This is a genomic window from Corallococcus praedator (assembly GCF_003612125.1).
Taxonomy (GTDB): Bacteria; Myxococcota; Myxococcia; order Myxococcales; family Myxococcaceae; genus Corallococcus; species Corallococcus praedator.
The window spans coordinates 1-389 of the sequence record NZ_RAWI01001417.1 but is presented as its reverse complement, the minus strand read 5'-3'; the positions used below and the strand labels follow the sequence as shown (position 1 = coordinate 389).

Annotated in this window: 1 protein-coding gene; it reads left to right on the top strand. The window is 71.5% G+C overall.

The genetic code is table 11. The features are described 5' to 3' along the window. On the top strand, positions 1–389 hold a 389-nt coding region (locus tag D7Y13_RS44700; RefSeq protein ID WP_208734764.1), incomplete at both ends, for an MFS transporter.

Genomic DNA, 389 nt, shown 5'->3' with positions numbered 1-389 from the left:
GTCTGCCACCGATCGTCGGGCCCGACGACAAGCGGCTGCGGCTGGGTCTGTCCGCGGTGGTCGACGGCTTCCGCTACCTCGCCACCCGACCGAACGTCCGGATGACCTTCGTGGTGGACCTGATCGCCATGATCGTGGCGATGCCCCGGGTGCTGTTCCCGGCCGTCGGCGTGCTCTTCCTCGGGGGTGGGGCGTTCACCACAGGTGTGCTCAGTGCGGCGTTCGCCGCCGGTGCGGTGCTGGCCGGGCTCTTCTCCGGTGGCCTGGTCCGGGTGGTGCACCAGGGGCGGGTGATCGTCGCCGCGATCGCGGTGTTCGGGCTCGCAGTGGCGGGCTTCGGGGTGGTTCTGCTCACCACCGGCGCCGGTCAGCCTCCCGCTGTGCTGTGG